The sequence below is a fragment of the Streptomyces sp. NPDC006624 genome (genome assembly GCF_040611555.1).
GTDB lineage: Bacteria > Actinomycetota > Actinomycetes > Streptomycetales > Streptomycetaceae > Streptomyces.
The window spans coordinates 210,876-235,827 of the sequence record NZ_JBEXOM010000010.1 but is presented as its reverse complement, the minus strand read 5'-3'; the positions used below and the strand labels follow the sequence as shown (position 1 = coordinate 235,827).

The 24,952-nt window shown below is 72.0% G+C and carries 22 protein-coding genes; 9 read left to right on the top strand and 13 right to left on the bottom strand.

What is annotated here, in order from left to right; all coding sequences use genetic code 11:
• Positions 1-13 precede the first annotated feature (13 nt).
• The gene (locus ABZY20_RS20780) at positions 14-496 is read left to right on the top strand and encodes a GtrA family protein (RefSeq protein WP_356442960.1); all 483 of its coding nucleotides are present in this window, start codon (positions 14-16) and stop codon (positions 494-496) included.
• Positions 497-518: 22 nt separating this feature from the next.
• Here the strand turns inward: ABZY20_RS20780 and ABZY20_RS20775 are convergent, their stop codons facing one another.
• On the bottom strand, positions 519-1,793 hold the full coding sequence (locus ABZY20_RS20775; protein WP_356442959.1) for an ATP-binding protein: 1,275 nt from the start codon (positions 1,791-1,793) through the stop codon (positions 519-521).
• A gap of 28 nt (positions 1,794-1,821) precedes the next feature.
• Positions 1,822-2,499 carry a response regulator transcription factor gene (locus ABZY20_RS20770; protein ID WP_356442958.1) on the bottom strand — a complete coding sequence of 226 codons (678 nt, stop codon included), beginning with the start codon at positions 2,497-2,499 and terminating at the stop codon, positions 1,822-1,824.
• A gap of 519 nt (positions 2,500-3,018) precedes the next feature.
• On the opposite strand from ABZY20_RS20770, the gene ABZY20_RS20765 reads away from it, so the two are divergent.
• The gene (locus ABZY20_RS20765; RefSeq protein ID WP_356442957.1) at positions 3,019-4,524 is read left to right on the top strand and encodes an oligopeptide:H+ symporter; all 1,506 of its coding nucleotides are present in this window, start codon (positions 3,019-3,021) and stop codon (positions 4,522-4,524) included.
• Between the two features lie 425 nt (positions 4,525-4,949).
• Here the strand turns inward: ABZY20_RS20765 and ABZY20_RS20760 are convergent, their stop codons facing one another.
• The 4 genes from ABZY20_RS20760 to ABZY20_RS20745 all read right to left on the bottom strand — a co-directional run bounded on the left by ABZY20_RS20760 (position 4,950) and on the right by ABZY20_RS20745 (position 9,533).
• The gene (locus ABZY20_RS20760; protein WP_356442956.1) at positions 4,950-6,074 is read right to left on the bottom strand and encodes a GuaB3 family IMP dehydrogenase-related protein; all 1,125 of its coding nucleotides are present in this window, start codon (positions 6,072-6,074) and stop codon (positions 4,950-4,952) included.
• 117 nt (positions 6,075-6,191) lie between these two features.
• Positions 6,192-7,694 carry an IMP dehydrogenase gene (gene guaB / locus ABZY20_RS20755; protein ID WP_356442955.1) on the bottom strand — a complete coding sequence of 501 codons (1,503 nt, stop codon included), beginning with the start codon at positions 7,692-7,694 and terminating at the stop codon, positions 6,192-6,194.
• Between the two features lie 152 nt (positions 7,695-7,846).
• Positions 7,847-8,434, bottom strand: coding sequence for a sigma-70 family RNA polymerase sigma factor (locus tag ABZY20_RS20750; RefSeq protein WP_356442954.1), 588 nt, complete (start codon positions 8,432-8,434; stop codon positions 7,847-7,849).
• A gap of 487 nt (positions 8,435-8,921) precedes the next feature.
• Positions 8,922-9,533, bottom strand: coding sequence for a response regulator transcription factor (locus ABZY20_RS20745; protein ID WP_003948568.1), 612 nt, complete (start codon positions 9,531-9,533; stop codon positions 8,922-8,924).
• Between the two features lie 380 nt (positions 9,534-9,913).
• Between ABZY20_RS20745 and ABZY20_RS20740 the strand changes: the two genes are divergently transcribed.
• Positions 9,914-10,243, top strand: a complete 330-nt coding sequence (locus ABZY20_RS20740) for a WhiB family transcriptional regulator (RefSeq protein ID WP_031119978.1) — start codon at positions 9,914-9,916, stop codon at positions 10,241-10,243.
• 93 nt (positions 10,244-10,336) lie between these two features.
• Here the strand turns inward: ABZY20_RS20740 and ABZY20_RS20735 are convergent, their stop codons facing one another.
• Positions 10,337-11,233: a LysR family transcriptional regulator gene (locus ABZY20_RS20735; protein ID WP_356442953.1), complete on the bottom strand. Its 897-nt coding sequence runs from the start codon at positions 11,231-11,233 to the stop codon at positions 10,337-10,339.
• 80 nt (positions 11,234-11,313) lie between these two features.
• On the opposite strand from ABZY20_RS20735, the gene ABZY20_RS20730 reads away from it, so the two are divergent.
• The 5 genes from ABZY20_RS20730 (at position 11,314) to ABZY20_RS20710 (ending at position 17,562) form a co-directional block, all read left to right on the top strand.
• Positions 11,314-11,982 (top strand): MOSC domain-containing protein, encoded by a 669-nt coding sequence (locus ABZY20_RS20730; protein ID WP_356442952.1) that lies wholly within the window; start codon positions 11,314-11,316, stop codon positions 11,980-11,982.
• Positions 11,983-12,076: 94 nt separating this feature from the next.
• A complete protein-coding gene (locus ABZY20_RS20725; protein WP_356442951.1) occupies positions 12,077-12,850 on the top strand; it encodes an SDR family oxidoreductase in 774 nt (257 codons plus the stop codon).
• Positions 12,851-12,936: 86 nt separating this feature from the next.
• A complete protein-coding gene (locus tag ABZY20_RS20720; RefSeq protein WP_356442950.1) occupies positions 12,937-13,644 on the top strand; it encodes an ester cyclase in 708 nt (235 codons plus the stop codon).
• A 712-nt stretch (positions 13,645-14,356) separates the two neighbouring features.
• Positions 14,357-14,785 carry a hypothetical protein gene (locus ABZY20_RS20715; protein WP_356442949.1) on the top strand — a complete coding sequence of 143 codons (429 nt, stop codon included), beginning with the start codon at positions 14,357-14,359 and terminating at the stop codon, positions 14,783-14,785.
• 146 nt (positions 14,786-14,931) lie between these two features.
• Positions 14,932-17,562, top strand: a complete 2,631-nt coding sequence (locus ABZY20_RS20710; protein ID WP_356442948.1) for a tetratricopeptide repeat protein — start codon at positions 14,932-14,934, stop codon at positions 17,560-17,562.
• A 465-nt stretch (positions 17,563-18,027) separates the two neighbouring features.
• Here the strand turns inward: ABZY20_RS20710 and ABZY20_RS20705 are convergent, their stop codons facing one another.
• Entirely contained in the window at positions 18,028-18,318 is a 291-nt protein-coding gene (locus ABZY20_RS20705) for a hypothetical protein (RefSeq protein ID WP_356442947.1), read from the bottom strand.
• Between the two features lie 230 nt (positions 18,319-18,548).
• Here ABZY20_RS20705 and ABZY20_RS20700 point away from each other — a divergent pair, with 230 nt between their 5' ends.
• Positions 18,549-19,325 carry a hypothetical protein gene (locus ABZY20_RS20700; RefSeq protein WP_356442946.1) on the top strand — a complete coding sequence of 259 codons (777 nt, stop codon included), beginning with the start codon at positions 18,549-18,551 and terminating at the stop codon, positions 19,323-19,325.
• 50 nt (positions 19,326-19,375) lie between these two features.
• Here ABZY20_RS20700 and ABZY20_RS20695 read toward each other — a convergent pair whose 3' ends face one another.
• From ABZY20_RS20695 to ABZY20_RS20675, 5 genes are all read right to left on the bottom strand, one after another.
• Positions 19,376-20,437: a hypothetical protein gene (locus tag ABZY20_RS20695; protein ID WP_356442945.1), complete on the bottom strand. Its 1,062-nt coding sequence runs from the start codon at positions 20,435-20,437 to the stop codon at positions 19,376-19,378.
• Between the two features lie 166 nt (positions 20,438-20,603).
• Positions 20,604-22,229, bottom strand: coding sequence for a chaperonin GroEL (gene groL / locus ABZY20_RS20690; protein ID WP_356442944.1), 1,626 nt, complete (start codon positions 22,227-22,229; stop codon positions 20,604-20,606).
• 115 nt (positions 22,230-22,344) lie between these two features.
• On the bottom strand, positions 22,345-22,653 hold the full coding sequence (gene groES / locus ABZY20_RS20685; RefSeq protein ID WP_356443013.1) for a co-chaperone GroES: 309 nt from the start codon (positions 22,651-22,653) through the stop codon (positions 22,345-22,347).
• A 387-nt stretch (positions 22,654-23,040) separates the two neighbouring features.
• On the bottom strand, positions 23,041-23,760 hold the full coding sequence (locus tag ABZY20_RS20680; protein ID WP_356442943.1) for a polysaccharide deacetylase family protein: 720 nt from the start codon (positions 23,758-23,760) through the stop codon (positions 23,041-23,043).
• Entirely contained in the window at positions 23,757-24,638 is an 882-nt protein-coding gene (locus tag ABZY20_RS20675) for a polysaccharide deacetylase family protein (RefSeq protein WP_356442942.1), read from the bottom strand. The genes ABZY20_RS20680 and ABZY20_RS20675 overlap by 4 nt, the downstream gene beginning before the upstream one ends.
• Between the last annotated feature and the right edge of the window lie 314 nt (positions 24,639-24,952).

The window sequence follows — 24,952 nt, the reverse complement described above, 5'->3', positions numbered from 1 at the left end:
GGCCTGCACGACCATGGGACATGGTGCCTCGCGGCTCCGAAGACTCGTCCACGAAGCCGCCAAGTTCGGCGCGGTGGGCGGGGCCGGCGTGCTCGTCAACCTCCTCGTGTTCAACCTGGTGCGCCACGTCACCGACCTCCAGGTGGTGCGCGCGGGCGTCATCGCGACAATCGTCGCGATCGTCTTCAACTACGTCGGCTTCCGCTACTTCACCTACCGCGACCGCGACAAGACCGGCCGCGGGCGGGAGATGACCCTGTTCCTGCTGTTCAGCGCGGCGGGACTGGTCATCGAGAACGGCGTGCTCTACGCGGCGACCTACGGCTTCGGCTGGAACACCCCGCTGCAGAACAACATCTTCAAGTTCGTCGGCATCGGCGTCGCCACCCTGTTCCGCTTCTGGTCGTACCGCTCGTGGGTGTTCCGCGCGCTGCCCGCCCGGGACGCGGAGGCGCTCCTCGATCCGCAGGAGCCGGCCCGGCAGCGGGTGCCGTAGCCGGTCGGCGCGGGCCGGCCGGTCAGCGGATCGTCGGCTCGCCCTCGCCGTCGGGCTTCTGCAGGGCCGTACGGGACAGGAACAGGCCGAACACGGGCGGCTTGGTCTGCAGCATCTCCAGACGGCCGCCGTCGGCCTCCGCCAGGTCGCGGGCGACGGCCAGGCCGATGCCCGTGGAGTTGCGGCCGCTGATCGTGCGCTCGAAGATGCGGGCGCCCAGGTCGGCGGGGACGCCGGGACCCTCGTCCGTGACCTCGATGACCGCCTGGTTGCCGGTGACGCGGGTGCGCAGCGCGACGGTGCCGCCGCCGTGCATGAGGGAGTTCTCGATCAGCGCGGCCAGGACCTGCGCGACCGCGCCGGGCGTGCCGACCGCCCGCAGGTGCCGTTTGCCGGAGCTGACGATCGCCCGGCCCGCGCTGCGGTAGGCCGGCCGCCACTCGGCGAGCTGCTGCTGGATGACCTCGTCGAGGTCGAAGGAGACGGCGGAGCCGGTGCGCGGGTCGCGGGAGTTGGTCAGCAGCCGTTCCACGACGTCGGTGAGCCGCTCGACCTGGGCGAGGGCGATCGTCGCCTCCTCCTTCACCGTCTCCGGGTCGTCGGTGACGGTGATCTCCTCCAGCCGCATGGACAGCGCCGTCAGGGGCGTCCGCAGCTGGTGGGAGGCGTCGGCGGCCAGGCGGCGCTCGGCGGTGAGCATCCGGGCGATGCGCTCGGCGGAGCTGTCCAGCACGTCGGCGACGCGGTCCAGCTCGGGGACGCCGTAGCGCTTGTGCCGGGGGCGGGGGTCGCCGGAGCCGAGCCGCTCGGCCGTCTCGGCGAGGTCGGTCAGCGGCGAGGCCAGCCGATTGGCCTGGCGGACGGCGAGCAGGACCGCGGCCACCACCGCGAGCAGGGCGACGAGCGCGATGATCAGCAGGGTGCGGCCGACCTCGCGGGTCACCGAGGAGCGCGGCTCCTGCACGGTGACCGTCTCGCCCTCCTCGCCGGGGGCGGTGGCGCTGATGACGTCGCCGTCCGGCTGGGTGCCGACCTCGATGGGCGCCTGGCCGGGGATGCGGATCACCGCGTAGTAGTGGTCCTGGGTGACCTGGCCGCGCAGCACGTCGGCGTCGACGTGCTGGGCGCCGAAGAGCTTGCTGTCGACGATGCTGGCCAGCCGCACCGCCTCGGACTCGACCCGTTCCTGGGCGCTGTTGCTGATCGTGCGGGTCTCGACGATGACGAGGGAGACGCCGAAGACGGCGATCACGACGAGCACCACGGCGAGCGTGGACTGGATCAGTCGGCGGCGCATGTCCTGTTACCCGGGTCTGCCTCGCGGCTCAGCTCTTCTCGAAACGGAAACCGACACCGCGCACGGTGGCGATGTAGCGGGGGTTGGCGGCGTCGTCGCCGAGCTTCTTGCGCAGCCAGGAGATGTGCATGTCGAGGGTCTTGGTCGACGACCACCAGGTGGTGTCCCAGACCTCGCGCATCAGCTGGTCGCGGGTGACCACCCGGCCCGCGTCGCGCACCAGCACCCGCAGCAGGTCGAACTCCTTGGCGGTGAGCTGCAGCTCCTCCTCGCCCATCCAGGCGCGGTGCGACTCGACGTCGATGCGCACGCCGTGGGTGGCGGGCGGCTGCTGCGGCTCGGCGGCACCGCGCCGGAGCAGGGCCCGGACCCGGGCGAGCAGTTCGGCCAGCCGGAACGGCTTGGTGACGTAGTCGTCGGCGCCCGCGTCGAGCCCGACGACCGTGTCGACCTCGTCGGCGCGGGCGGTCAGGATGAGGATCGGGATGGTGTGGCCCTCGCCGCGCAGGCGCCGGGCCACCTCGAGACCGTCCATACCGGGCAGACCCAGGTCGAGCACGACCAGGTCGACGCCGCCCTGCATTCCGGCGTCGAGAGCGGTGGGGCCGTCCTCACGCACCTCGACCTCGTAGCCCTCCCGGCGCAGGGCGCGGGCCAGCGGCTCCGAGATGGACGCGTCGTCCTCGGCGAGCAGTACTCGGGTCATGTGGTGATGGTAGACCTGCGCGACCCCGGCCCGGGGTGTGACCGGAAGGCTTGATTCTTAACGACGGCACACCCGTGTCTTACGTTCGTGAGGAATCCTGGGAGACCTCTGCCTGTGGGGCGAGATCCTGGTAAGGACCTTGGAAAGAGGGCGTGCGGTTCCCCCGACACCTGTGATCCCTGTCTCAAGTCCTTCCATATACGGCGGTGTCCTGCCGTATGGTGAATCAACGCCTGTTGCACCACGGCGACCTTCGGAGGCGGTACGCCCTGAAGGTCTTCTTTGTGTGCGGGCCGGTTCCCCGCCGGCCCCGACCGTGAAACGACCTGTGGCCGGGCCTCCTCGTGCGGCGACGCGCGTAGAGGCATGGATCCCGGTGGCGAGCGACCACCGCTTCGTGATCCGGAGCGGACCCCCGTGGGCGTCGGGCGGACGGCCGTACACTCACCGGTGCCGGCAGCCCCCCACCGGGCGCACCACCGCTGTCGCGGGGCGCGTCCCGAGCAGCAAGGAACGACCATGGCGTCCAGCCTGACGAAGGACTCGGCCCGCCCGGGCACCCCCGGTTCCGAGAAGACCTTCTTCGGCCACCCCCGCGGACTGGCCACTCTGTTCATGACCGAGATGTGGGAGCGTTTCTCCTACTACGGCATGAGGGCCCTGCTCCCGCTGTACCTGGTGGCCCCGGGTGGCCTGCACCTGAGCGCGGGCACGGCGACGGCGATCTACGCCGTGTACCTGTCGCTGGTGTACCTGCTCACCCTGCCCGGCGGCTGGTTCGCCGACCGTGTGCTCGGTCCCCGCAAGACGGTCGCCGCCGCCGGCGTCGTCATCATGCTCGGCCACCTGTGCCTGGCGCTGCCCGCGGCCGCGAGCTTCTACGTCGGCCTGGGCCTGGTCGCCATCGGCTCCGGCCTGCTGAAGGCCAACATCTCCACGATGGTCGGCCACCTCTACGACGGACCGGACGACCCGCGCCGGGACGGCGGCTTCACCGTCTTCTACATCGGCATCAACCTCGGCGCCTTCGTCGCCCCGCTGGTCATCGGCACCGTCGGGGAGAACGTCAACTGGCACCTGGGCTTCGCCCTGGCCGCGCTCGGCATGGCGCTGGGCCTGGTGCAGTTCCTGCTCGGCGGCCGCCACCTGAGCGCACGCAGCAGCGAGGTCCCGACCCCGCTGTCGCCCGCCGAGAAGGCCCGCACCCTGCGCAAGGGCCTGATCTGGCTGGCCGTCGCCGTGGTCTTCTACGGCCTGGTCGGCGGCACCGGCCACTTCACCCTGAACTGGGCGCTGATCCCGCTCACGCTCCTCGGCCTGATCGTGCCGATCCTGGTCATCACCCGCATCCTGCGCGACAAGGACCTGGACTCCGGCGAGCGCTCGAAGGTGGCGGCGTACATCTGGTTCTTCGTCGCCGCGGCCGTCTTCTGGATGATCTACGACCAGGGCGGCTCGACCCTGTCCCTGTTCGCCAGCGACAAGGCCGACAACTCGCTGTTCGGCTGGGAGTTCCCGGTCTCCTGGTACCAGTCGGTCAACCCGGTCCTGATCATGGCGCTGGCGCCCGTCTTCGCCTGGCTGTGGCTGTGGCTGAACCGGCGCGGCAAGGAGCCGAGCACGATCGTGAAGTTCGCCTCCGGTCTGGTGCTGGTGGGTGCGTCCTTCTTCCTGTTCCTCGCCCCGCTGTCGATCGCCGAGGGCGGCCACAAGGCCGCCGCGATGTGGCTGGTCGCGATCTACTTCGTGCAGACCGTCGGCGAGCTGACGCTGTCGCCGGTGGGTCTGTCCGTGACGACGAAGATGGCGCCGGCGAAGTACGCCTCCCAGATGATGGGCGTGTGGTTCCTCGCGGTCACCGCGGGCGACTCCGTCACCGCGCTGCTGTCCAACCCGGCGGTCGGCGGGGTGAACCTCGACAGGGCGGGCTTCGTGGCGCTGGAGGCGGCCCTGGCCGTGGTCGCCGGCTTCGCGGTGTTCATGTACCGCAAGAAGGTCAAGGCGATGATGGGCGACGTCCGCTGACGCCGCACCCTCACACCTGAGGAAGGGCCGCCGCACCACCCCGGTGCGGCGGCCCTTCCTCGTGCCGCCCCTCGCCGGGTCTTCGCCGGACCGGGCCGGTCGGCGTCCGGGCTCCGCAGGGCAGGGCGGAGGACCGGCGCGGACGGCGGCGGGCGTGCCGGGCCGGGCCGCGTGGCCGGGGCTGCGCGGGCATACGAGCTCGATCACGCCAGGCACCAGGCGGAACAGCACCGCCGATCACGCCCCGGTCCGGCTCGGCCTCCCCGCCGATCGGCAGCGTGAGCAGCGCACTCGGCAGCATGATCAGCGCACTCGGCAGCGTGAGCAGCGCACGGGGCCGTCAGCCGCCACGCGGTCGCTCCCGCGATCGGCAAAGGGCCCGGCCACTCCCCGAGTGGCCGGGCCCTCATCCGCGTCGAACGCGCCTACCGCCGGTGCTGTGAGTCCGCCACCGTGACCTCGACCCGCTGGAACTCCTTGAGGTCGCTGTAGCCGGTCGTGGACATGGCGCGGCGCAGGGCGCCGAAGAGGTTCATCGAGCCGTCGGGCGTGTGGGACGGGCCCGTGAGGATCTCCTCGATCGTGCCGACCGTGCCGAGGGCGACCTTCTGGCCGCGGGGCAGCTCCTCGTTCACGGCCTCCATGCCCCAGTGGTGGCCCTTGCCCGGGCCGTCGGTCGCACGGGCCAGCGGGGAGCCCATCATGACCGCGTCCGCGCCGCAGGCGATCGCCTTGGGCAGGTCGCCGGACCAGCCGACACCGCCGTCCGCGATGACGTGCACGTACCGGCCGCCCGACTCGTCCATGTAGTCGCGGCGGGCCGCGGCCACGTCGGCGACCGCCGTCGCCATGGGGACCTGGATGCCGAGCACGTTGCGCGTGGTGTGGGCGGCGCCGCCGCCGAAGCCGACCAGCACGCCGGCCGCGCCGGTGCGCATCAGGTGCAGGGCCGCCGTGTAGGTGGCGCAGCCGCCGACGATCACCGGGACGTCCAGCTCGTAGATGAACTGCTTCAGGTTCAGCGGCTCGTGCGAGCCGGAGACGTGCTCCGCGGAGACCGTCGTGCCGCGGATGACGAAGATGTCCACGCCCGCGTCGACGACGGCCTTGGAGAACTGGGCCGTGCGCTGCGGGGAGAGCGCGGCGGCGGTGACGACGCCGGAGTCGCGGACCTCCTTGATGCGCTGCCCGATCAGCTCCTCCTTGATCGGGGCGGCGTAGATCTCCTGCAGCCGGCGGGTCGCGGACTGCGCGTCCAGCTCCGCGATCTCGTCCAGCAGCGGCTGCGGGTCCTCGTAGCGCGTCCACAGGCCCTCGAGGTTCAGCACGCCGAGGCCGCCGAGCTCACCGATGCGGATGGCCGTGGCCGGGGAGACGACCGAGTCCATGGGGGCGGCCAGGAAGGGCAGCTCGAAGCGGTAGGCGTCGATCTGCCAGGCGATGGAGACCTCCTTCGGGTCCCGCGTACGGCGGCTGGGGACGACGGCGATGTCGTCGAAGGCGTACGCCCGGCGGCCGCGCTTGCCGCGCCCGATCTCGATCTCAGTCACGTCTGTGGCCTTTCCCTGATGCGTTCAGCGTCTTCCAGTATCGCCGACGGGCACGGCAAGGGCGGCCCCGGATACTCCCGGGGCCGCCCCTCCCGCAGCCTCACGCGCGCGGCGACGTCACTTGTTGCTGTAGTTCGGTGCCTCGACCGTCATCTGGATGTCGTGCGGGTGGCTCTCCTTGAGGCCCGCGGAGGTGATCCGCACGAAGCGGCCCTTGGACTCCATCTCCTCGATGGTGGCGGCGCCCACGTAGCCCATGGTCTGGCGCAGACCGCCGACGAGCTGGTGCAGCACGTTGGCCAGCGGGCCGCGGTAGGGCACCTGGCCCTCGACGCCCTCGGGAACGAGCTTGTCGTCGGAGGCGACCTCCGCCTGGAAGTAGCGGTCCTTGGAGTACGACCGGCCCTGACCGCGGGACTGCATGGCACCGAGCGAGCCCATGCCGCGGTACGACTTGAACTGCTTGCCGTTGATGAACAGCAGCTCGCCCGGCGACTCCTCGCACCCCGCGAGCAGGCTGCCCAGCATGACCGTGTCGGCGCCGGCGGCGAGCGCCTTGCCGATGTCGCCGGAGTACTGCAGGCCGCCGTCCCCGATCACCGGGATGCCCGCCGGACGGGCGGCGAGGGCGGCCTCGTAGATGGCGGTGACCTGGGGGACGCCGATGCCGGCGACCACGCGGGTGGTGCAGATGGAGCCGGGGCCCACCCCGACCTTGATGCCGTCGACACCGGCGTCGATGAGCGCCTGCGCGCCGTCACGCGTGGCGATGTTGCCGCCGATCACGTCGACGGAGACCGCGGACTTGATCTTCGCCATCCAGCTGAGGGCGTTGCTGTTGTGGCCGTGCGAGGTGTCGACGACCAGGAAGTCCACACCGGCCTCGGCGAGGGCCTGGGCGCGCTCCAGGGCCTCCGGGCTGGCGCCCACCGCGGCACCGACGAGCAGCCGGCCCTCGGCGTCCTTGGCGGCGTTCGGGTACTTCTCCGCCTTGACGAAGTCCTTGACGGTGATGAGGCCCTTGAGGATGCCCGCGTCGTCGACCAGCGGCAGCTTCTCGATCTTGTGCTTGCGCAGCAGCTCCATGGCCTCGACACCGGAGATGCCGACCTTGCCGGTGACCAGCGGCATCGGGGTCATGACCTCGCGCACCTCGCGGGAGCGGTCGGTCTCGAAGGCCATGTCACGGTTGGTGACGATGCCGAGCAGCCTGCCGGCCGGGTCGGTGACGGGCACGCCGCTGATGCGGAACTTGGCGCACAGGGCGTCCGCCTCGGCGAGCGTGGCCTCCGGGTGCACCGTGATGGGGTCGGTGACCATGCCGGACTCGGACCGCTTCACCAAGTCGACCTGGTTGACCTGGTCCTCGACGGACAGGTTGCGGTGCAGGACGCCGACGCCGCCCAGACGGGCCATCGCGATCGCCATGCGCGACTCGGTGACCTTGTCCATGGCGGCGGACAGCAGGGGGATGTTGACCCGGACGTTGCGGGAGATGCGGGACGAGGTGTCGACCGCGTTGGGGAGCACCTCGGATGCACCCGGCAGCAGCAGCACGTCGTCGTAGGTCAGCCCGAGTGTCGCGAATTTACCGGGCACTCCGTCGACGTTGGCAGTCATGACACCTTCCCCAAATGGCCTTGATCGGTGCGGATGTCCATGCTAACGGGAAGCGCGGCTGTCTCATTCCACGGTTCCGGTCGGCTCCGGGCTTCGTATGTTCGTACGGAAGCTACGCGCCACCTGTTCAACGGGGGGTGCGCAAGGGGCGCCTACTGCTCGGCCAGTGCCCGCAGCCGGCTCAGCGCCCGGTGCTGGGCGACCCGGACCGCGCCGGGTGACATTCCCAACATCTGGCCGGTCTCCTCGGCCGTGAGCCCCACGGCGATGCGCAGCAGCAGCAGCTCCCGCTGGTTCTCGGGGAGGTTGGCCAGGAGCTTCTTGGCCCATTCCGCGTCGCTGCTGAGCAGGGCGCGCTCCTCCGGGCCCAGGGAGTCGTCGGGGCGCTCGGGCATCTCGTCGGAGGGGACGGCCGTCGAGCCGGGGTGGCGCATCGCCGCGCGCTGCAGGTCGGCGACCTTGTGGGCGGCGATGGCGAAGACGAACGCCTCGAAGGGACGCCCGGTGTCCCGGTAGCGGGGCAGCGCGAGGAGCACCGCCACGCAGACCTCCTGGGCGAGGTCCTCCACGAAGTGCCGGGCGTCGCCCGGGAGGCGGGACAGCCGGGTGCGGCAGTAGCGCAGCGCCAGGGGGTGGACGTGGGCGAGGAGGTCGTGCGTGGCCTGCTCGTCCCCGTCGACCGCGCGGTGGACGAGCGCGCCGATCGCCCCATGGGGATGGACCGCCTCGTCTTCGCGCATCGGTCCATGGTGCCCTGCGGCCGCGGGGTCCGCGGCTCCGCGCCCGTTGTTGTGCACCGAAGCGTTATGAGCAGGTGCGCCGGAACTCATCCCCTGCGCCCTCCCCTTCCGCTCGACCGACTCGTCCCCGAGGAACTCCACACCCTCAAGGATGCGGCATCCGCGGCGAAACGAGCAGCGGGCATCGGGCGGAGCGCGGGTGCACCCCCGCCCACCTGGTTCTCCGTGCCCTCGTCGCGACCGTCGCGACCTGCGCCGTCGCCCCTGGGACCTGCCGTTCGGATCGTCCCGGAGACGGGGGGTCTGAGCAGCACCCTCCCGAGCTCGCGACCGCGCTCGGGCAGGGAGCGGTCCCCACCGGCGGTGTCGTAGGCGGCCGGCTTCCGCACGCGCGTGTGCGGCTCGCGCGGGGGCATCCGCGTGCCCCCGCTCTCCGGCCTCTGCCGGAGGCCGCGCGTCGCGGCCGGCCCGATCCGAAGGACAGGCCCTACCGCACCAGACCCCACCGGAAGCCGAGCGCCACCGCGTGGGCCCGGTCCGAGGCGCCGAGCTTCTTGAACAGGCGCCGGGCGTGCGTCTTGACGGTGTCCTCGGAGAGGAACAGCTCGCGGCCGATCTCCGCGTTCGAGCGGCCGTGGCTCATGCCTTCGAGGACCTGGATCTCACGCGCCGTGAGCGTGGGCGCCGCGCCCATCTCGGCCGAGCGCAGCCGGCGCGGGGCGAGCCGCCAGGTCGGGTCGGCCAGGGCCTGCGTCACCGTCGCGCGGAGCTCCGCGCGGGAGGCGTCCTTGTGCAGGTAGCCGCGGGCACCGGCGGCCACGGCGAGCGCCACGCCGTCCAGGTCCTCGGCGACGGTGAGCATGATGATGCGCGCACCGGGGTCGGCGGACAGCAGCCGCCGGACCGTCTCGACGCCGCCCAGGCCGGGCATGCGCACGTCCATCAGAATCAGGTCCGAGCGGTCGGCCCCCCAGCGGCGGAGGACCTCCTCGCCGTTGGCCGCCGTCGTCACGCGCTCTACGCCGGGCACGGTCGCGACCGCGCGACGGAGCGCTTCTCGGGCAAGCGGGGAGTCGTCGCAGACGAGGACGGATGTCATGGCCGTCCTCCGCAGCTGATGCGCGTCACCTTGAGCCTCCAGGCTGGTACGAAATCGTCACCTGTGCGGTCTACGTCTCGGACGCCCGCCCGAGCGCTTGTTCCTTCAACCGCCTCGCACTCTCAACGACGGTCACTCGAAAGAGTTACGGGGGCGACTGCCATCTTCGGCACTCTATGTGAGTGGGCGGACACGGTGCAGATGTGCGCGCCGGACCCCCGCAACTTTCATCACAAGGTATGCCCCATTCAGACCCATTTCTTCCACTTCGGCGGTGTCTGGAGCTAGATTCGCAATGAGTCATATTTTCATCTCCTTAGATCGTAGTTGTACGGTCTTGGACACCGGATCCGCCAGTAACGGCTACAAGGGGTCACGTAATGGCAGATTTCTCCCGCCTTCCCGGACCGAACGCGGACCTGTGGGACTGGCAGCTGCTGGCTGCTTGTCGCGGGGTGGACAGCTCCCTCTTCTTCCATCCGGAGGGTGAGCGCGGTGCGGCTCGGAGTGCTCGCGAGAACTCGGCCAAAGAGGTCTGCATGAGGTGCCCGGTACGTGCCGAGTGCGCCGCCCACGCACTCGCGGTGCGGGAGCCGTACGGCGTGTGGGGCGGGCTGACCGAGGACGAGCGTGAAGAGCTCATGGGGCGGGCGCGCAACCGGCTGGTGTCGGCGTCGACATCGGGCGGGCACGCCGCCTCGAACAACTGAAGGAACGTTTCTTCTGAAGGCACGCGCATGCGTGCCGTTGGTTTTTGACGCAGGTGGGCCGCCGGCGGACACGCCGCCGACGGCGGGCCGTCGTCAGCGGCGGGCCGCCCTGGCCAGCTGGTCGAGTGTCGCGGCCACCGCCGGGACCTGTGCGAGGTCGGGCAGGGTGAGGGCGACGATCTCCCGTCGCACGGCCGGCTCCAGCGTCACGGTGCGCACCCCCCGGGGCCGCACCGACTCGACGGCCAGCTGGGGGAGCACGGCCACGCCCAGACCGGCGCCGACCAGACCGACCACCGCCGGGTAGTCGTCGGTGGCGAAGTCGATGCGCGGGGTGAAGCCGGCCGCCGCGCACACCTCGACCAGCTGGCCGCGGCAGCGCGGGCAGCCGGCGATCCAGGACTCCTCGGCGAGTTCGCCGATGGCCACGCGCTCCGCGCCCGCGAGCCGGTGCCCCTCCGGCACCAGCGCGACCAGCCGGTCGCTCAGCAGCGGCCGCACGACGAGGTCGTCCCACTCCTCCGCGCCCGCCGCCCCCTCGTAGCGGAAGGCGAGCGCCACGTCGCAGTCGCCCTCGCGCAGCAGTCCGACCGAGGCGGGCGGTTCGGACTCCTCCAGAAAGACGCGGGTGCCCGGGTGGGCCGCGCGCAGGGCGGCGAGGGCCGTCGGGACGAGCGTGGAGCTGCCGCTGGGGAAGGAGACGAGCCGGACCCGGCCGGCGCGCAGCCCGGCGATGGCCGCGACCTCCTCCTCCGCGGCCGTGAGCCCGGCGAGGATCCCTGCGGCGTGCCGCACCAGGGCCTCGCCCGCCTGGGTGAGGCGCATCTCGCGGCCCGTGCGGATCAGCAGCGGGGTGCCCACGGACGTCTCCAGGGCCTTCATCTGCTGGCTGACGGCGGGCTGGGTGCAGCCCAGCTCGCGCCCCGCGGCGGAGAAGGAGCCGGTGGCGGCGACGGCGCGCAGGACGCGGAGGTGGCGGGCTTCGATCACCCTTCGAGGATAAGCGACCCTTTGAAGCCGCCGCGAATAATTCGTCGACGCTTTGGGGCACTGTCCCCTACCGTGCGGGCATGAAGCTTCTGTCGGTGAATCTGGGCCGGGCCGAGGCCGTGCCGTACACGGACAACCCGGAGGGCGTCACGGGGATCGACAAGCGGCCGGTGACGGGGCCGGTCCGGGTGGCCGCGCCGGGGCCCAAGGGCGTCGGCGGGAGCGGCCTGGCCGGGGACGCGGTGTGCAAGCTGGAGCACCACGGCGGCGACGACCAGGCGGTGTACGCGATGGCGCGCGAGGACCTGGACGAGTGGGAGCGCGAGCTGGGCCGGACCCTGCCGCACGGCGCGTTCGGCGAGAACCTGACGACGGCGGGCCTGGACGTGTCCGGCGCGCTGATCGGCGAGCGTTGGCGGATAGGGCCCGAGGTGGTGCTGGAGGTGACCTGCGGGCGGATCCCCTGCCGCACGTTCCAGGGCCACCTGGGCGAGAAGGGCTGGGTGAAGCGGTTCACGCGGCGGGGTGCGCCGGGGGCGTACCTGCGGGTGGTCGGGCCCGGCGAGATCCGGGCGGGCGACGCGATCGAGATCGTGCACCGGCCCGGCCACGACGTCACGGTGGCGCTGGAGTTCCGCGCGACGACGACCGACCGGACGCTGCTGCCGCGGCTGCTGGCGGCGGGCGAGGCGCTGCACCCGGAAGTGCTGCGGGCGGCGCGGGAGTACGCGGAGAAGCACGGGGCGTGACGGCGGCCCGCCACGCCCTTCTCCACCGACTCTTCACCACGGACGGCCCTCTGCGGCAGCCGGCCGGCGCCGGCCGGGTCACTACCCTTCTGCCATGACAACGGCTCTGATTACGGGATCGACGGCAGGCATCGGGGCCGCGTTCGCGCGGCGACTGGCGGCCGACGGGCACAACCTGGTGCTGGTCGCCCGCGACACCAGGCGGCTGCGGGAACAGGCGACCGAGCTGCACGACCGGCACGGCATCGAGGCGGAGGTGCTGACGGCCGACCTCGCCGAGGACAAGGGCATCGAGGCGGTGGCCGACCGCCTGGGCGACCGCAGGAACCCCGTCGACCTCCTGGTCAACAACGCCGGCTTCGGCAACAAGGGCCGTTACCTCGACGTCCCCATGGCCGACGAGCTGCGGATGCTGAAGGTGCACTGCGAGGCGGTGCTGCGGCTGACGTCGGCGGCGACGGCGGGCATGCGGGACCGCGGGCGCGGTGGCGTCGTCAACGTCGCCTCGGTGGCCGCGTTCGTCCCGCGGGGCACCTACGGCGCCTCCAAGGCCTGGGTCGTGCAGTTCACCCAGGGCGCGGCCCGCGACCTGGCGGGCAGCGGCGTACGGCTGATGGCGCTCTGCCCCGGCTTCGTGCGCACCGAGTTCCACGAGCGGGCCGGCATGGGCACGGACAACATCCCGGGCTGGATGTGGCTCGACGCGGACAAGCTGGTCGCGGCGGCGCTGCAGGACCTGTCCCGCGGCAAGACGCTGTCCATCCCGGACCCGCGCTACAAGGCGCTGATGGGGGCGGCGAAGCTGGTGCCGCGGGGGATGCTGGGGGCGGTGTCGTCCAGGACGGGGCGGAAGTACGGGCCGCAGTAGGGCCTCCTCGGTCACCGGGCACCCGGACGGCCCGCTTGGGACAATGGAGCTGTTCAGCCGGACCCAGGGGGGCCGGAGGCGAGATCATGACCTTCGTACAGCTCATCGAATGCAGGACCAGCCGGCTCGACGAGATGAACCGGCTGATGGACCGGTGGGTCGAGCAGACCAAGGGGAAGCGGACCGCGACGCACAGTGTGGTGGCGAAGGACCGGGCCGACGCCTCGCACATCGTCGAGATCGTGGAGTTCCCGTCGTACGAGGAGGCGATGCGCAACTCCGGGCTCCCGGAGACCGACCGGATCTTCCGGGACATGGTGGCGCTCTGCGACGAGGCGCCGACGTTCACGGATCTCGACGTGGTGCGCGACGAGCAGCTGAACGCGGCCACCGCGCGCCGGTTCTTCGAACTCGCACCGGGCGAGGGCGCCGCGCCGCCGTTCAACGACGTGTTCGTCGAGGACTACCACGACCACGATCCCGCCAATGTGCAGGACGTCATCGGGCTGGACGCGGTACGCCGCGAGGTCGAGGAGTGGCGCGGCGGGTTCGACTTCTCCTTCACCCTCGACGACCAGCTGGCCGAGGGCGACCGGGTCTGCACCCGGTGGACCTTCCGCGGGCACCACAAGGGCGAGTTCCTCGGCATCCCGCCGACCGGCCAGAACGTCACGATGACCGGAACGACCGTCCACCGCTGCACCCCGGACGGCAAGATCGCCGAGGGCTGGTGGCAGTACGACCGGCTGGGGCTCATGCAGCAGTTGGGGGCGTTGGAGCCCACGGAGCTTTGAGGGTGCGGTGGTTGTCGCACTTCCGGCGGCAGGGCCGTGCGACCTCGCGGAGCCGCGCCGACGACTCACTCGCTCTCTTCTGTGTGCACCCTCTTGGGGACGTCGCTCCGGCCGAGACGGACGCCGACGCCCGGACTGAGTTCCGGTCCGTTGACCGCCGTGTCCCCTCGCATTCGGGCTGGGCGTCGGCCTGAGTGGGGACGCCCACCAGCGGGCTCCGGCGATCCGGCCCCCGCCGAACTGGCCGGCGGCGCCGCGGCTTCGGGCGAGACGGCCGCCGACCTGGCCCGACGGGACCCGTTGCCCGGCCGGGCCGCAGTGCTGCGCTGGCACCACCGCGCCTCCGGACGGTATGTCGGCGTGGCGCCCATGGTCGACGACGCGTACACGCTGGCGGTCGCCAGGCCCTCCAAGGGGGAGACGGATGGCGAGGGATTCGTAGCGGGGCCGCCGGAGGAATCCACGGCGTGGGTCCAGGCTGCGCGGCAGGCCGGCGTTCCGGGATCGGCCTCTGCCGGGAGACGTGGCCGCAGACCCCCGAACGGGCGCGGGCGCTGGAGAGGCCGGGTGAGGAGTCAGCGGAATCCGTCGAGGGGGATGTGGCGACTGGTCCGAGAGATCGTCCCGGCGCGTCCGCAGAACTGACTTCCCTGCGGGCGCGTCCATGCTGGTGATCCTTCATCGATCCATGGCCGGCTGGAGAGGACGACAGTTGATCGACTACAAGGACTTCATGCATGGCGCCGCGCTGGTGGCGATCGCCGACTCGGAGAAGTTCACCGCACTCAACCGCGCCAGTGTGAAGTACGGGCACTACGTGGTGAACCACGACCGCCATCTGTTCATCAAGTACAGCAGTGGCGAGGGGCCGAGAGACTACCTCTTCACCTTCTCCGCCGAGGACAAGCAGAGGATCGCGTCCGAGCCGGCGTCCTTGGTGTTCGCCGTTCTCGTCTGTGGCAACGAAGTGGTCACCGGGATCGCGCGGGACGAGTTGTCACAGCTCATTCCCCTCGCCACCGCCGCCTCCTCGACCATCAGGGTCGCGGCTCACCAGGGAAGGCAGCTCAGGATCTCCGGGCCGACGGGACAACTGCCACTGATCTCCCGCGGATCCTTCCCGACTCGCATCCTGGCCTGAATCGGGCCGCTGTGCACGGGCTCGTGATCGTGGCATCATCGGCTCGCGCCACGTTGGCTTCTCGGGGGAACTCCATGGCGGATCAGGCACGTTCACGTCACTCGCCATACTGGGTCACCGGCGCCCTGTGCGGCACCGTGGCCGCGTTGAGTGCGACCGGTGACATCATCTTCGACCTCTTCGACGGGTCCACCGCCGTCGCCGTGGGAAGCGGGACGGCGGTGGTGATCGGTGGCCTCACCTTCTACCACGCGGCGCGCACCCGGCCCGGGGCGGTCGCGCAACCGGTCGCACGCAGTGTGCCGCGGCACGAACTGCCGCCCACCGGGCCCTGGGTGGGCCGCCAGACCCTGCTCGACGGCCTGCTCACCACGCTCCGGGACGTTCCGGCACCGACGGGCGGGTCCCTGTCCGTCGGTCTCTCGCAGAGCCAGTCGAAGATCGTCGCCGTCCATGGGGCGCCCGGCACGGGCAAGACGACGCTCGCCCTCAACGCGGCGCACCGGCTGAAGGACGAATATCCCGACGGCCAGTTGCACCTCGCGCTGCGCGGTGACGGTGACGAGCCCATGACGAGTGCGGACGCGCTGGAGGAGCTCCTGCTGAGGCTCGGTGTGGCGCGTGAGGACATCCCCGCCCGCGTCGCGGACCGGGCCGCGCGTCTGCGCTCGCTGACGAACGACCTCCGGCTGCTGATCATGCTCGACAACGCGCACAGCACCGCACAGGTGCGCCCCCTGCTGCCGGTGGGTGCGGGGTGCGCGGTATTGATCACCAGCCGCAGGGCGCTGTCCGTCGGAGACGTGGCGCGTCCCCCCGTGCACGTGTCCCTCCCGAACGAGGACGACGCGCTGAGTGTCCTGGCGCACTGGGCCGGCGAGGACCGCGTCGCCGCCGATCTCGCCGTCGCCCTGCGGATCACCCGGTTCTGCGGCCGGCTTCCCCTGGCCCTGCGCATCGTCGGTTCGAAACTCCGGAACCGGCCGGACCTGAGCCTGGCCCAGATGCAGGCCCGCCTCGAGAACGAGCGGGACCGGCTGCGGGAACTCTCCCATGCCGACGGGAGCCTGGAGGCCTGTCTGGGCTTCAGTCACCGGGAGCTGGAGGAGCCCACGCGAGCGGCCTTCGGACTGATCTCCTCGTTACCGGTCGGACGGCTCACCGACTGGCACTTCGCGTCCGTCCTGGAGACCCGCGGACTGGCGGTCGCGGCCTGCGACGAGCTGGTCGAGGTCAGTCTGATGGAGGCCCGGAGCGACGGGGCAGCGGACCCCGGCTACCGCCTCCACGACCTGATCCGGGTCTATGCGGCCGAGCAGTACGACCGGCTGCCGTCGGAAGACCAGCGGAACCTGGAGATCCGCCTGGTGCGGGCGTACCGGGACGCCGTCGTCCACCTCGCCGCACAGCGCGCCCCGGAGCTCGCCACGGAGGTGTCCGCGGAGCGGGTCGGCGACCTGGACCGGTTGTCGGCCGCGGCCTGGGTCTCAGGCGAGCAGAAGCGGCTGGAGTGGGCCATCGGCCGGGGCCGGAGTCTCGGCCTGGACGCGGAGGCGGCCGAGATCGGGGAGGCGCTGTCGTACTTTCTCAACGACATCACCCTGTCGCCGGGTGCCGCGGACTGGCTGTTCAGCGCGCCGTCCGGGACCAGGCCGCGGGTACGGCACAGTCTGCGGCGGGCCCGCGCGGCGGTGGCGCTGGCCGAGGGCTCACCGGACACGGCCTTGGCGCTGCTGCTGACCGGTGGCACACAGGCCGAGGAGACGCCGGACGCAGCGGGGCCGGCCAGGGACGAGATGATCGTCGCCGCCGCACACGCGGCGAAGCACGACTTCCGGGACGCCCTGCGGCACATGACCGAAGCGGTGGACCGGTTGCGGACGGCCGGCGACTCCTGGCACGTGCTGAACTCCCTGGAGCGGCTGGGCGAGTTCCAGAGGTGGCGGGGGCAGCCGGAACTCGCCGAGCAGAGCCAGCGGGAGGCGCTGCGGCTGGCCGAGCAGGCCGGCGACCTCCGGGCGCGCGCCCGGCTGCGGCGGACCCTCGCGGAAACCCTCGGCTACCTGCGTCGGCCGGAGGAGGCGGCGCCGTTGCTGGAATCGGCGATCCACGACTTCCGTGTACTGAACGACCGCAGGTGGGAGGGTGCCGGTCTTTACGCCCTCGGCAAGATCTACCGTCTCCTCGGCCGCCGCGACGAAGCGCTCGACTGCTACCGGCGGGCGGAGGAGATCTTCGGCCCGATGGGCGAACGGCACTGGATGGGGCGGGTCGCGAACGCCAGGATCCGCGTCCTGGCGGGCATGGGCGACCTGGACGCGGCCAGCGAGACGGCCGAGACGGCTGTCGGGATCTTCCGGCAGGTCGGCGACGAGATGTGGGTCGCCCATACCCAGCGGGACGTCGGCTGGCTGCACCTGAAGGAAGGCAGGCCCACGGAGGCTCTCGGACCGCTGAGCCATGCCATCGAGGTGACCGAACGCGCCGGTGATGCCTACGCCAACGCCATGGCCCGTCATCTGCGCGGGGTCGCCCACCGCGACCTCGGCCACTACACGGAGGCACACGCCGACTTCGACGCCGCCCTGGAGGCCTATCGCTCGGGGGACTACGCGTGGAACGAGGCGGCCGTGATCCACGACGTCGTCCGAGCCCTGCGGGCGGAGGGCCGGTCCGACGAGGCGGCCACCCTGGAGACCGGCACCGCGGCGGCCAACCCGTTCTTCACGGGGATGTGCGGGCGGAACGGCGCCGAAGCCGTCCCGGACGAGGACTGACGGCCTGCCGTCGTCCGACCGGGCGCCGCGCGTCCGATTCGACGCCGTCCGGGGCCGGCCCCGCCCTCAGAACCACTTCGTGCAGATCCGGGAACCGCCGGCGCCGTCGTACTGCCCGACACAGGCCCGGTAGGCGTCAGCTCGACCGCCGGGCCACGGCCGCCGTGACGGTACCCCGCGTCTTCTGAAGGCGGTCACGGCCGCGGAGCCGTCTTGGGCCAGTGCTCCGCCGTTCTGCAGCGGACCGCCGTCGCTCGACCGTTCCTCAACCGTGGCCGCACGGGGCGTGGCCGGCGGGAACCGGGTCGGTGTCGGCCGCTAAGCAGGAGGAGTACACCCGCGGTGGTGCGGGCTGCGGCATCGGTTCCGGTTCCGGTTCCGGTTCCGCAGTGGCGGCCACGGCCATGACCGACAGGGCCCCGACGCAGATCAGCCCGGCCATCACGGCGAGCCGTGCGCCGCGGCTCACCGGTCGGCCAGGAGGTGATCGCGGAGCTCGTCGGCGCAGTCGTCGCCGGTGCCGGCCCGGACTCGGGAGAAGGCCAGCACCCCGTCTCCCCCGCCCTCCTTCCTGGCCTCGGCCAGTTGCCTCTCCACGTCCGCGACGTACTCGGCGCACTCGGCGCTCACAGGTCTCTCGGGCTGCGGGTCCGGTGGCGAGGAGGCGTTCAGTCCGGCGGTGGCAGCGAGGCCGGCCGCGCACAGCACCACCCACCCGGCGACCCACGCGCGGCTCGTCCGTGTCGGCTTGGGCATCCAGGCATCCTACGAGCGGCCGCAGCGACTGTCGCCGCCTCGCGGTCTCCTGGTCGCCGAGATGCTGCCGCAGAAGGCAGTCACCCCGCCAAGTCCGTCTCCGAGGCCATCCCGGTCGTCGGGGCCGCCGTCTCCGGCGGGCTCAGCGGGCCTCAGACGACACCGCCGTCAAGCCGGAGAAACCGCACTCGTCCTGGCCTGCCCGCGGGCGAAGAGGCAGGATGCGCGCCATGGCATCGCGAAGCGACAGCGACGAGGCGTACGTGGTCGGCCTGTGCAACCGGATCCTCGGTGAAGAGGCCCTGACCCAGCACCGGTTCGACTGGCTGCTGGGCGATCCGGGCACCGGGGGCCGGCGGGTCAGGCTGCCGGTCGACGCGTACTGGCCCGGTCACCGGCTCGTGGTCGAGTACCGGGAGCTCCAGCACGACCGGCCCGTGCCGCATTTCGACAAGCCGGACCGGCTCACCGTGAGCGGTGTCCACCGGGGCGGGCAGCGGGCCCTGTACGACGCCCGCCGTGACACCGAGATCCCCACTCACGGATTGCGGCTGATCGTGGTCCGGCCCGCCGACCTCGACGCGGACGGGCGCGGACGGCTGCGGCGCAACCAGGAGGCCGACCTGGCGGCGCTGCGGAAGATCCTGGCCCCGGGCAGCGACGAGGACCGAGTCACCGGCGCCTTCCGCGCCTGGCTGCTCACCGAGGGGTGGACACCGGTCGAGCCCACGGACCGCTGGACCGATCTCGAAGCCGTACGCGGCGACGAGCGGCTGATCTGCGAGGCCAAGGGCCGCACCCAGGACAAAGGCATCGACGCGGACATCGCCTACGGGCAGTTGCTGCGCCGCATGACGAGCCAGGACACCCGCATACGGTACGCACTCGTGGTGCCGTCCTCGTCCGTCAAGGCCGTCGCGCGGGTTCCGGCCCACGTCCGCGAGCTGCTGCGGATCGACGTGTACGAGGTGACGGACGACCACGGGGTGCGCCGACTGGTCGCGTGAGCCGTCCACGCCCGGGCATCCCCGGGCGGGGGAGTCGCCGCCACCGGACGCTAGTCCCCTCCGCCGCCGCCCCCTCCGTCCCCACCGCCCCCGTCGCTGCCGCCCCCGCCACCGCCACCGCCGTCGCCGCCGTCGCCGCCGTCGCTGCCCCAGCCGTCGCCGCCGCCGGGTTCGTTGTCGTCCCGGCTGCGGCCGAGGTTGCTGTACCAGGGGCGTTCCCACATGTCGTCGTAGGTGTCGCGGCGGGAGGGCACGGCGCGGAATCGGGCCAGGCCCGTCGTGTCGCCCAGGCCGAAGGAGACGGCGACCGTGTGGGCCATGACGGCGTCCAGGGGGTCGGGGCTCTCGTGGCGGACGTCGGCCAGGGGCAGCAGTACCGAGCCGGGCGGGGGGCCGGGCCATGCGGAGGGGCGGGTCAGCAGGGCGACCGGCCGGTCGTCGCGCAGGAGCCGTGAGCTGTCCGCGTTCTCGCGGCGCAGGGTCCACCGCCGGTCCGGCAGGCTGATCTCGACCCTGCTCTTGGACTTGCGCACCTTCTTGCGGAGTTCGAGTCGTGCGGAGAGCTCACCGACGCGCAGGACCAGGCCGTTCGCCCGGTCGGCGGAGTCGGGGCGGTAGCCGTGCGGTGCGCGCAGGCGTACGACGGGGGCGTGCGGGCCCCAGACGTCCACGCGGACCGACCGCCGGTCCACGGCGACGGTCACGGGTCCGGCGGGGCCGGGCGCGGAGCGGCGCGCGATCCAGAGAGGGACGCCCTCCGCCTGTGCCCGGGCGGCGATGGCGGCCACGTGGTCCGGCCCTCCGCAGCGGCGCACCGCCAGTTCGCCCAGCGCGTGGGCGAACGCGGCCGCCTGACGGGCTTTCAGCGGTGTGGTGGTGCCGGTGACGCGGGTGACCGGGACGACTCCGGGGCCCTGGGGCAGCGCTTCCAGGGGGCGTTCGGTGCCTCCGCCGCCCAGCCAGACGCCCCGGAGGAACGATTCCGCCATGGCGGCGAGGTTCAGCTCGTCCAGCGGGGTCGTCCTGCGGCCCCTGCGCAGTCCGCCCTCGGTGAGTTCCACCGTCCGCGCCAACGGGTTACGGGAGCGTTCCCCGTAGAGCACCTGGTTCATCCTGCCCCCTCCTGCTCCTGCCGCTCTGAGGGGTAGACCGTCTCCGGCCCTGGACGGTTGCATGATCGGCCGGGTTCCGGTGCCGGGAGGGCGCGGGTACGGCGAAGGCCCGGCAGCCCCTTTCGGGGTGCCGGGCCTTCGGCCGTGCTCTGGCGAACCGGTGTCGTCAGTGGGCGTGGCCGTGGCCGTGGCCCGCGGCGGCCGGCTCCTCCTCTTCCTTCTTCTCGACGACCAGGGTCTCGGTCGTGAGGAGGAGGGAGGCGATGGAGGCGGCGTTCTCCAGGGCGGAGCGGGTGACCTTGACCGGGTCGATGACGCCGGCCTTGATCAGGTCGCCGTACTCGCCGGTGGCGGCGTTGAAGCCCTGGCCCTTGTCGAGCTCGGCGACCTTGGAGGTGATGACGTAGCCCTCCAGGCCGGCGTTCTCGGCGATCCAGCGCAGCGGCTCGACGGCGGCGCGGCGGACGACCGCGACACCGGTGGCCTCGTCGCCGGTCTTGCCGAGGTTGCCCTCGAGGACCTTGACGGCGTGGACCAGCGCGGAGCCACCACCGGAGACGATGCCCTCCTCGACCGCGGCGCGGGTCGCGGAGATGGCGTCCTCCAGACGGTGCTTGCGCTCCTTGAGCTCGACCTCGGTGGCGGCACCCACGCGGATGACGCACACGCCGCCGGCCAGCTTCGCGAGGCGCTCCTGGAGCTTCTCGCGATCCCAGTCGGAGTCCGTGGTCTCGATCTCGGCCTTGATCTGGGCGACGCGGCCCTGCACGTCGTCCTTGCCGCCGGCACCGTCGACGATCGTGGTGTCGTCCTTGGTGACGGTGACGCGGCGGGCGGAGCCCAGCACGTCCAGGCCGACCTGGTCGAGCTTGAGGCCGACCTCCTCGGAGACGACCGTGGCGCCGGTGAGGACGGCCATGTCCTGCAGCATCGCCTTGCGGCGGTCGCCGAAGCCGGGGGCCTTCACCGCGACGGCGTTGAAGGTGCCGCGGATCTTGTTCACGACCAGGGTCGACAGGGCCTCGCCCTCGACGTCCTCGGCGATGATCAGCAGCGGCTTGGAGGCGTTGGTCTGGATGACCTTCTCCAGCAGCGGCAGCAGGTCCGCGATGGCGGAGATCTTGCCCTGCGTGATGAGGATGTACGGGTCGTCCAGGACGGCTTCCATGCGCTCCTGGTCCGTCACGAAGTACGGCGACAGGTAGCCCTTGTCGAAGGCCATGCCCTCGGTGAAGTCCAGCTCCAGACCGAAGGTGTTGGACTCCTCGACGGTGATGACACCGTCCTTGCCGACCTTGTCCATCGCCTCGGCGATGAGCTCGCCGACCTGCTGGTCCTGGGCGGACAGCGCGGCGACGGCGGCGATGTCGGACTTCTCGTCGATCGGGCGGGCCGAGGCGAGCAGGTCCTCGGAGACCGCGGCGACGGCGGCGTCGATGCCCTTCTTCAGGGCGGCCGGGGAGGCACCGGCGGCGACGTTCCTCAGGCCCTCGCGCACGAGCGCCTGGGCGAGCACGGTCGCGGTGGTCGTACCGTCACCCGCGATGTCGTTGGTCTTGGTCGCCACCTCCTTGACCAGCTGGGCACCGAGGTTCTCGTACGGGTCGTCGATCTCGACCTCGCGGGCGATCGTGACACCGTCGTTGGTGATGGTGGGAGCGCCGAACTTCTTGTCGATGACGACGTTGCGGCCCTTGGGGCCGATCGTCACCTTGACCGTGTCGGCAAGCTTGTTGACGCCGCGCTCGAGGGCGCGACGGGCGTCCTCGTCGAACTTCAGGATCTTCGCCATGGGAGCGTGAGCCCTCTTCCGGAATCTGGGTTACGGCACTGCGCCCCGGGCGCCCGGCTTCTTGACGATCGCGGGGGCCAGGGGCGCAGTTGAAAAGCAGTGTGCTTGGGGTGAATTACTTCTCGATGATCGCGAGCACGTCGCGGGCCGAGAGGACGAGGTACTCCTCGCCGTTGTACTTCACCTCGGTGCCGCCGTACTTGCTGTAGAGCACGACGTCGCCGACGGAGACGTCGAGCGGAAGACGGTTACCGTCCTCGAAGCGGCCCGGGCCAACGGCCAGGACGACGCCCTCCTGGGGCTTCTCCTTGGCGGTGTCCGGAATGACCAGGCCCGAGGCCGTGGTCTGCTCGGCGTCCAGCGGCTGGACCACGATGCGGTCCTCGAGCGGCTTGATGGCAACCTTGCTGGCGGTCGTCACGATCCGACCTCCCCCTTCGGAGATCTCACGGGGTTAACTGTCTGAGGTGGCGACCAGGTCGATCCGTCGTCGCGGGTGCCGGACCTGCCCGTCGCTTGTTTGGCACTCTCCCGGTGGGAGTGCCAGAGCCGAGACTATGACCGCGATTAGCACTCGGTCAAGCGGACTGCTAATTGCGGGCGGCGCGTCGGCCTGGTCCGGAGGGCGGCGGGCGGGTCGGCGGGCGGTTCGGGGGGCAGTTCGAGGGCCGTGCACGGCGGGTCGGCGGGCAGGTCGGTGGGCCGTACGCGGCGGGTCGGGGGGCCGTACGCGGCGGGTCGGCGGGCGGGTCGGGGGGCCGTACGCGGCGGGTCGTGCGGCCGGGTTGTGCGCGGCGGCCTCGCCGAGCCGTCAGAGGTGGTCCTCCAGGCGCCCCACCCGCAGCCCTCTGCCCTCGATCTCCCTCAGCAGGCGCTCGGTCCGTTCCGTGAGCGTCAGGGAGGCCGTGTCTCCCGACGGGACCGAGACGATGTCGCCGCGGCGCAGACCGGGCCTGCCGCGGGTGTACGTCAGGACGCCGTCGGTGCCCAGGGACGCGCGCCAGAGGACGACCGCCCTGATGCCGCAGTCGGCCGCGGCGCGCAGGGTCACCCGGTCGTAGGTGCCGTAGGGCGGGCGGAGGAGGGTGGGGCGGATGCCGAAGCGGGAGCGGAGCTTGTGCTGCTGGCCGCAGATCTCGGCGCGCTGGCCCGCGTAGGGCAGACCGCGCAGGGCGGGGTGGTCGAGGGTGTGGTTCTGCAGGGAGGCGCCGACCGCGCGCAGCCGGGCGAAGTGGCCGTAGCCGGGGCCCACGACGCTGTCGGTGAGGAACATGCTCACCGGCAGCCGCCGTTCACGGACCAGGCCGACGAAGCGGGGGTCGCGTTCGGCGCCGTCGTCGTAGGTGAGGAAGACGACCGGGTCGCGGGTGGGGACGTGGTCGACGACGGGCGGCAGGGGGCGGCCGGCCGGGTGTGCGGGGGCCTGGGCGCGGCCGTCGGCGGGTCCGGGCCGCCGCTGTCCCGCCGGGTCCGCGCAGCCGGCCAGCAGGAGCAGCCCGGCGCACAGCGCGGCGGCGGCCGGGCGCCTCACAGGTAGTCCTCCAGCCGCCCGACCGCGAAGCCCTCGGACCTGACCTCGTTCAAAAAGCGACGGATCATGTCCGCCATCGAGCCCTTCCACTGCTCGCGGCCCCGGAAGTGGGTGAGGACGATGTCGCCCGGACGCAGCCGCCGGTCCCCCTCGCGGTACTCCCAGCGGTCGGGGAAGACCTCCTGGTTCCAGAGCGGGACGTAGGCGATGCCGCAGGCCTTGGCGGCGCGCAGGGTCGTCCGGTCGTAGCTGCCGTAGGGCGGGCGGAAGAGGGCGGGGCGGGTGCCGAAGCGCTTGGCCAGGTAGCGCTGCATGCCGCAGATCTCGCGCTTCTGCTGCCGGTACGACAGGCTCGGCAGGCGGGGGTGGTGGAGGGTGTGGTTGTTCAGCGCCACGCCCCGGGCCTGCATCCTGCGGAAGTAGCGGGGGTCGTCCTTGACCAGGTAGCCGCTGAGGAACGCGGTGTAGGGCACGTCGAGGTCGCTCATCATCCGCAGGAACGCCGGGTCCTTCTCGGCGCCGTCGTCGATCGTGAGGAAGACGACCTTGTCCCGGGTGGGGACGGTGGTGAAGACGGGCGGGAGGTTCAGCCTGCGGTGGCCGGTCACCTCGAAGCCCTCGCGGGTCCTGATCCTGGGCTTCCTGGCCGGGGGCGGCGGGGCGGACAGCGGGGCCTGTGCCAGCCCCCAGCGGTGGGCGGCGGCGACCCGGGCGGCGTGCGCGGCGCCCAGTCTGCTCGCGTAGGAGTCGAGCGCGCGGGCCGGGGGCGCGTCGAGGGGCTGCTGGCCGCCGGCGGGGGTCACCTCGTCGCCGGCACCGCCCTGCGCGCAGCCCGAGGCGATGGCGGCGAGAACGAGAGCCGCGAGCCCGACGCGCACGCCGCCGGACGCGCGGAGCCGGGCACCGGGGGATCTCCGGCGTACCGGACGACCGGACACCGGGCGAGGCACGTCCCCGGGCATCCGGCGGGCCGCGTCCCCGGACAGCGGGCGCGTCGCGTCTCTGGACGCCGGGCGGGGCGCGTCCCTGGACACCGGGCGGGACTCACCCTCGGGCACCCGGCGGACCGCACCCTCGGGCACCGGGCGGGGCGAGCACCCGGACACCGGGCCGGACTCGCCCCCGGGCATCGGACGCGTCGCGTCCCCGGACACCGGGCCGGACGCACCCCCGAGCACCGAGCGGACCGCAC

Bases quoted from the DNA above. Each gene is read 5' to 3' on its own strand.
- ABZY20_RS20770 (WP_356442958.1), bottom strand. From the start codon at position 2,499: ATGACCCGAGTACTGCTCGCCGAGGACGACGCGTCCATCTCGGAGCCG.
- ABZY20_RS20780 (WP_356442960.1), top strand. From the start codon at position 14: ATGGGACATGGTGCCTCGCGGCTCCGAAGACTCGTCCACGAAGCCGCC.
- ABZY20_RS20745 (WP_003948568.1), bottom strand. From the start codon at position 9,533: ATGACATCCGTCCTCGTCTGCGACGACTCCCCGCTTGCCCGAGAAGCG.
- ABZY20_RS20725 (WP_356442951.1), top strand. From the start codon at position 12,077: ATGACAACGGCTCTGATTACGGGATCGACGGCAGGCATCGGGGCCGCG.
- ABZY20_RS20730 (WP_356442952.1), top strand. From the start codon at position 11,314: ATGAAGCTTCTGTCGGTGAATCTGGGCCGGGCCGAGGCCGTGCCGTAC.
- ABZY20_RS20750 (WP_356442954.1), bottom strand. From the start codon at position 8,434: ATGCGCGAAGACGAGGCGGTCCATCCCCATGGGGCGATCGGCGCGCTC.
- ABZY20_RS20695 (WP_356442945.1), bottom strand. From the start codon at position 20,437: ATGAACCAGGTGCTCTACGGGGAACGCTCCCGTAACCCGTTGGCGCGG.
- ABZY20_RS20720 (WP_356442950.1), top strand. From the start codon at position 12,937: ATGACCTTCGTACAGCTCATCGAATGCAGGACCAGCCGGCTCGACGAG.
- ABZY20_RS20700 (WP_356442946.1), top strand. From the start codon at position 18,549: ATGGCATCGCGAAGCGACAGCGACGAGGCGTACGTGGTCGGCCTGTGC.
- ABZY20_RS20775 (WP_356442959.1), bottom strand. From the start codon at position 1,793: ATGCGCCGCCGACTGATCCAGTCCACGCTCGCCGTGGTGCTCGTCGTG.
- groL (WP_356442944.1), bottom strand. From the start codon at position 22,229: ATGGCGAAGATCCTGAAGTTCGACGAGGACGCCCGTCGCGCCCTCGAG.
- ABZY20_RS20765 (WP_356442957.1), top strand. From the start codon at position 3,019: ATGGCGTCCAGCCTGACGAAGGACTCGGCCCGCCCGGGCACCCCCGGT.
- ABZY20_RS20740 (WP_031119978.1), top strand. From the start codon at position 9,914: ATGGCAGATTTCTCCCGCCTTCCCGGACCGAACGCGGACCTGTGGGAC.
- guaB (WP_356442955.1), bottom strand. From the start codon at position 7,694: ATGACTGCCAACGTCGACGGAGTGCCCGGTAAATTCGCGACACTCGGG.
- ABZY20_RS20705 (WP_356442947.1), bottom strand. From the start codon at position 18,318: ATGCCCAAGCCGACACGGACGAGCCGCGCGTGGGTCGCCGGGTGGGTG.